The sequence below is a fragment of the Synergistaceae bacterium genome, from assembly GCA_031267575.1.
Taxonomy (GTDB): Bacteria; Synergistota; Synergistia; order Synergistales; family Aminobacteriaceae; genus JAIRYN01.
On the sequence record JAIRYN010000019.1, the window covers coordinates 1 to 4,285 of the forward strand.

At 51.2% G+C, this 4,285-nt stretch carries 8 protein-coding genes; 3 read left to right on the top strand and 5 right to left on the bottom strand.

From position 1 onward, the window contains the following. The coding region (locus tag LBJ36_02680; GenBank protein MDR1377940.1) for an ISAzo13 family transposase at positions 1-211 on the bottom strand (211 nt) is incomplete at its 3' end. Between the two features lie 202 nt (positions 212-413). On the opposite strand from LBJ36_02680, the gene LBJ36_02685 reads away from it, so the two are divergent. Together LBJ36_02685 and LBJ36_02690 are read left to right on the top strand one after the other, a co-directional pair. After that, positions 414-1,061 carry a hypothetical protein gene (locus tag LBJ36_02685; protein MDR1377941.1) on the top strand — a complete coding sequence of 216 codons (648 nt, stop codon included), beginning with the start codon at positions 414-416 and terminating at the stop codon, positions 1,059-1,061. Positions 1,062-1,718: 657 nt separating this feature from the next. After that, the gene (locus LBJ36_02690) at positions 1,719-2,075 is read left to right on the top strand and encodes a hypothetical protein (protein ID MDR1377942.1); all 357 of its coding nucleotides are present in this window, start codon (positions 1,719-1,721) and stop codon (positions 2,073-2,075) included. 145 nt (positions 2,076-2,220) lie between these two features. Here LBJ36_02690 and LBJ36_02695 read toward each other — a convergent pair whose 3' ends face one another. Both LBJ36_02695 and LBJ36_02700 read right to left on the bottom strand, forming a co-directional pair. Next, positions 2,221-2,622, bottom strand: coding sequence for a BrnA antitoxin family protein (locus tag LBJ36_02695; GenBank protein ID MDR1377943.1), 402 nt, complete (start codon positions 2,620-2,622; stop codon positions 2,221-2,223). Continuing rightward, the gene (locus LBJ36_02700) at positions 2,597-2,869 is read right to left on the bottom strand and encodes a BrnT family toxin (GenBank protein ID MDR1377944.1); all 273 of its coding nucleotides are present in this window, start codon (positions 2,867-2,869) and stop codon (positions 2,597-2,599) included. Before LBJ36_02700 ends, LBJ36_02695 begins: the two co-directional genes overlap by 26 nt. A gap of 224 nt (positions 2,870-3,093) precedes the next feature. Between LBJ36_02700 and LBJ36_02705 the strand changes: the two genes are divergently transcribed. Continuing rightward, positions 3,094-3,294, top strand: coding sequence for a hypothetical protein (locus LBJ36_02705; GenBank protein ID MDR1377945.1), 201 nt, complete (start codon positions 3,094-3,096; stop codon positions 3,292-3,294). A gap of 13 nt (positions 3,295-3,307) precedes the next feature. On the opposite strand, the gene LBJ36_02710 is transcribed toward LBJ36_02705, so the two are convergent. Both LBJ36_02710 and LBJ36_02715 read right to left on the bottom strand, forming a co-directional pair. Continuing rightward, positions 3,308-3,445, bottom strand: coding sequence for a hypothetical protein (locus LBJ36_02710; GenBank protein MDR1377946.1), 138 nt, complete (start codon positions 3,443-3,445; stop codon positions 3,308-3,310). A 378-nt stretch (positions 3,446-3,823) separates the two neighbouring features. After that, positions 3,824-4,285, bottom strand: a 462-nt coding sequence (locus tag LBJ36_02715; protein MDR1377947.1) for a zinc-binding dehydrogenase, incomplete at its 5' end; no start/stop codon positions are given.

The following is a 4,285-nucleotide window of genomic DNA, read 5'->3' on the forward strand; positions in this document are numbered from 1 at the left end:
ATTCAGAAAGCACATCAAAAATATCGGGATGTCCTTCCCAAACCGGTTTGCGCCCTCCACCTGCTCTACGACTTCTGCCTTGTTTTAATATCTCCGCTTCAGGATCATCAAGTTCTTTCACGCCCCCCGTTAGCGTCTGACGCGATACTCCAGATATCCGCCTGACAAGGCTGATTCCGCCATATCCGATTGCTTTGGCTTCCGCCGACAAATATCTCCTCCGTTGATACTCGTTGAGTGTCGGCAACATAACCCCTATACGCATCCTTAACACATTTATATCTATATTCCCCATACCTCGTAGTATGACCGGTATTCCTTAATGTGTCATTATTATTTTTAGACAATTCCTTATCGCTCTGACCCATGCGGATAATGGCGACTACGAAACAAAAAGAAAAATTTTCCGCGACTTGTTCACCAAGAAACTTTCGGAATACCTAGGCAATTACAGCGTTGTCGACATCTGTTCCGAAGCCAAGACGAAACTCGGACAGAACGCCGCCAGTGTTTCACCCTTTGGCAAGGAAACTCTCTTTGAGGAACTGGAAAAAGATTTTTTCATGAATTTTTACAAAGTGCTTTTATCCGGGTGGAAGGACTGGCGAGATAAAAGTCTGCGAAGACTCGATGAGTTCAAGCAAAAAAGAGGGAAGGAGATCGAAAAATTCGAAAAGGGACCACTTGATTTCAATGAAGATGCTGCCAAGAAAATCTGGCAATCTCTTGACGAGGGCTTAAAAAAGCTGGTCGACGAGATTCAGGAGGAAATCGGGGAGTCGGCTGCGGATTTGAAGAACTACTACGAAAAACTTCGTGGAACGTTTTCTGAAAAATCAGACTCTTCCGCTGACCTCGAAGGCTGGGAAAAAATTCTTATCGTAGTATTATCACCCGTTCTCTCGGTAGTGGGCGGTGTGATGCTCGTTTATGATGCGCTCTCCGGAGAAAAAGATAAGCATCGGGATAGGCTCTCGAAGTGGCTTGATAAAGCCGTCGAAGGCACGAAAAAAGACATTCGGGAAAGCTACCGCAAAGGGGAAAAATCGGCGAAGACATAGAGCGCAATCAAAGGCACGTCAATACAAGAGGACAGCTACTCCTGCCTGCGGACAAACGGTCGACTTGAACTTGTAATTCCCCGCGCTTTTGGCGTGGGGAATACACTTCAGATTTTGGTCTGCTTTTGGCGATGTGCGCCGTTTTCGTGCCGTTAATACCCTGCGATCTTGCCGCGGGGATAGGCACGAGGCGCGCTGAGCTACTTTATTTGAAGGAGTGTTGCTCGCCCCATGTGTTTCCCTTCCCGCTCCAGGGGTCTGCGCATCCCTCCGCGAGTCTATGCCTATCCTTCCTGCATCTGGAAACAGCACGTCGCCAGTATGAGTGATTGTGTGCATTCTGGCGTTTCCAATTTTGATGAATACCTAAAAGTACGGCAACAAACATATAAAAGTCCGCGAGCCTAACATATTTGAAAAATTTTCCTATTTTGTATTCCCCGTGACATGACCTGCCATGGCCTCTGTTTACAATGACCGCACGTTCAACTCAAGCCTGTATAGGCTGGGGTGAGCAAAGCGAACCCCAGCGAAATAACGCAAAACAACCATAAGCGGTTGTTATTTTTGTCTAAAATCTATCATCGCTCATTTAACGTAAAGTAATGTGAAATTTGACGGACGATTGGCGTTAACATCATTTAAGAGGAGAACCTCATGGCAATCATTCTTGGCATCATTGTCTTTATGATTCTCTGCCTCTGTATGGGTATAGGCGGAGCGTTCAAAACCGGAAACAGAGCGATTGAGGTCGTGTCCGAATCGGATGTCGTTGACACTTTCATGGCCTTTAAAAGAATGTACGGAAGACAGCCGGGAGATAGCTTCTTCATGGTGTTCAAGAGGTGGCTGGCGGTATCCATCGTAGCTTCGGCGTGTCTGCTGTTATTCGTCGTCAGTGGCCCCATCGGTCCGTTATTGGTTCTGATCATCCTGGTGGTCAAATCGGCAAGCTTCTTGAAAAAGAATGACCCAACCCGACAAGAGAACAGGCAAATGAGACCCGGATCGTAGTCGGCCATGCCCGCTTTTTTCGGCAAAATGAATTTGGAGGTTTGACATTATGGCCGCATCTCTTCCACCCCGAACCCACGTTTGCCCCTCTTGTGGCTGGAAAAGCACGTCATGAGTTCGTAGGTTGGGTAAACGAAGCATTCGTTCATCGATTTACGGCGCTCCACGCCGGAACGGGCGCTTGTCGAGTTTCACTTCGCTCACCCAACCTACACGTTTTGACACCGTCAGCGGGGCCTATGTCGCGCCGGACAGTCTGCGGCACACCGACTAACAAAGGCACTTTCCCGGAAAGGGCGAGCGAAGCGCACAGGGCGTCGTTGATCCGCGTTTGCCATCCCTCCCCGCTCGCCCGGAGCGCGGCAAGAATGTCCGCGTCCAGGCAGATTTTTACCGCCTGCTTGGGGAACGCGGAACGCGGGCGGTCGCGCAGCTTGGTTTGCAAGGAAGGCGGCAATTCGCTGAAGGGTTTGAACAGCGCCGGATCAACCCCGGACAAATCGCCAACTTCTCCATCATCGTCAATCTCTGGCAAGCGGGAACCCATGTCTTGCTCCTTCTCTGGCGTTGGCTTTGCGAAAACTGATGACCCGAATACCAGTCAGCGTCTCGCAAAATACCAACACGTGCAACCGATGATCCAGATACCCTATGGCGACAATACGGACTTCGGGATAGTCATTGCGCCTGTCCTGGTACAGCTTCGCCGTCTCAAAATCGAATTCCGCCGCCCGTTCGGGCGGCAAAGCGCGTTCACGAAGGTTCCGTTCGTTCTTGTCCGGGTCGAAGCTGATTTCCAGGATGATTATTGTACCCCCAACGCTTCAAACGGAGAGATTTCCAACCGGAAAGCTCGTAGGTTGGGTAAGCGAAGCGAACCCCGGCGAAACAGCGCAAAACGACCATAGGTGATTGTCATTTGAGAAAACCGTAGTCCCCAAGTCTGTTATCGCTTATTTGGCGCAAAGTAACGCAGAATTTTGCTGACGACTGGTGTTAACATCAAGAGGAAAACCTCATGACATTCATTCTTTGCATCATTGTCTTTACGATCCCCCGTCTCTGCATGGGGATAGGCGGAGCGTTCAAAGCCGGAAACAAAGCGATCATAGATCTCGCCAATTGGAGCGGCTTTGCTTACGGCGAGTGGACGAAAAGAAACGGGATGAAAAGAAACGACCGCACTTTCCGCGAAGCGCGGTCGCCCGGCAAAGGATGAAAGACGCCGTGCGTCAGCCAGCGTCGGCTACAAAGACGGTCATGCCGACGACGCGGATTCCAGCGTATTTGGATTCGTTTCTGGCAATCCAGGTATCGACCGCGTCCAGCGTCAAATTGGAAGCAAGGACTTGTCCGGTACGTTTGTTCACGACGGAATACATAGTTCGATCCTTTCTCTCTGTTTGGCCAGTAATCTTACTTGAAGCAACAATGTCTCCCGCCGTTGGCGCCGAACCTGCCCCAAACCAAAAAAAATCCCACACCGTTCGGCATGGGATTCAAAATCCCATCGTTACGATGGGTCAGGGAGGGTCAAACATTGCCAGCGAGGGACGCTGGAACAACAGGAGAAATGATAGGAGTTTCCGAAACGAGCGTCTGTTTGACATATTGGGTGTTTGCGTAACGAAATGTAATTATCGCCACGCAGGCCCCCAAAACGTCACGCCGCCACTCTCGATCCGGGGGCTTCACCTAGACTGTCACGCGGTGATAAACCCCGAACGCTTCGGTTGCTTCTCCCAGGATCATTGGCCATCAGGCACCAGCACGACCTTGATCGATTCGACCGAATGCGCGCACTCGAAAGCGGCTTTCCAGTCGGAAAGTTTGTAGCGGTGCGTGACGATGCCTTTCGAGGTCACTAATCCGCGTTCGAGCAGGTCGATGGCGACGGGATACGTGTAGGGACTGAGGTGGGCGCCGCGAATGTCGAGTTCCTTGCGATCGCCAATGATCGACCAGTCGGCGGTCGTTTCCTTGCCGAAGACACTGAATTCGACGAAGCGACCGAGCTTGCGGATCATGTTCAGACCCTGCGTGACGCCAACCGGATTGCCGGTGGCTTCGATGTATACGTCGCAGCCGTAACCGCCGGTCAACGAACGGATGATGGCTTCGGCGTTTTCCTTCGCCGGGTTGATCGTCAGGTCGGCGCCGTAGGTTCGGGCGAGCTTGAGACGCTCTTCGACCGGATCGATGACGACCAG

Bases quoted from the DNA above. Each gene is read 5' to 3' on its own strand.
- LBJ36_02690 (MDR1377942.1), top strand. From the start codon at position 1,719: ATGGCAATCATTCTTGGCATCATTGTCTTTATGATTCTCTGCCTCTGT.
- LBJ36_02695 (MDR1377943.1), bottom strand. From the start codon at position 2,622: ATGGGTTCCCGCTTGCCAGAGATTGACGATGATGGAGAAGTTGGCGAT.
- LBJ36_02705 (MDR1377945.1), top strand. From the start codon at position 3,094: ATGACATTCATTCTTTGCATCATTGTCTTTACGATCCCCCGTCTCTGC.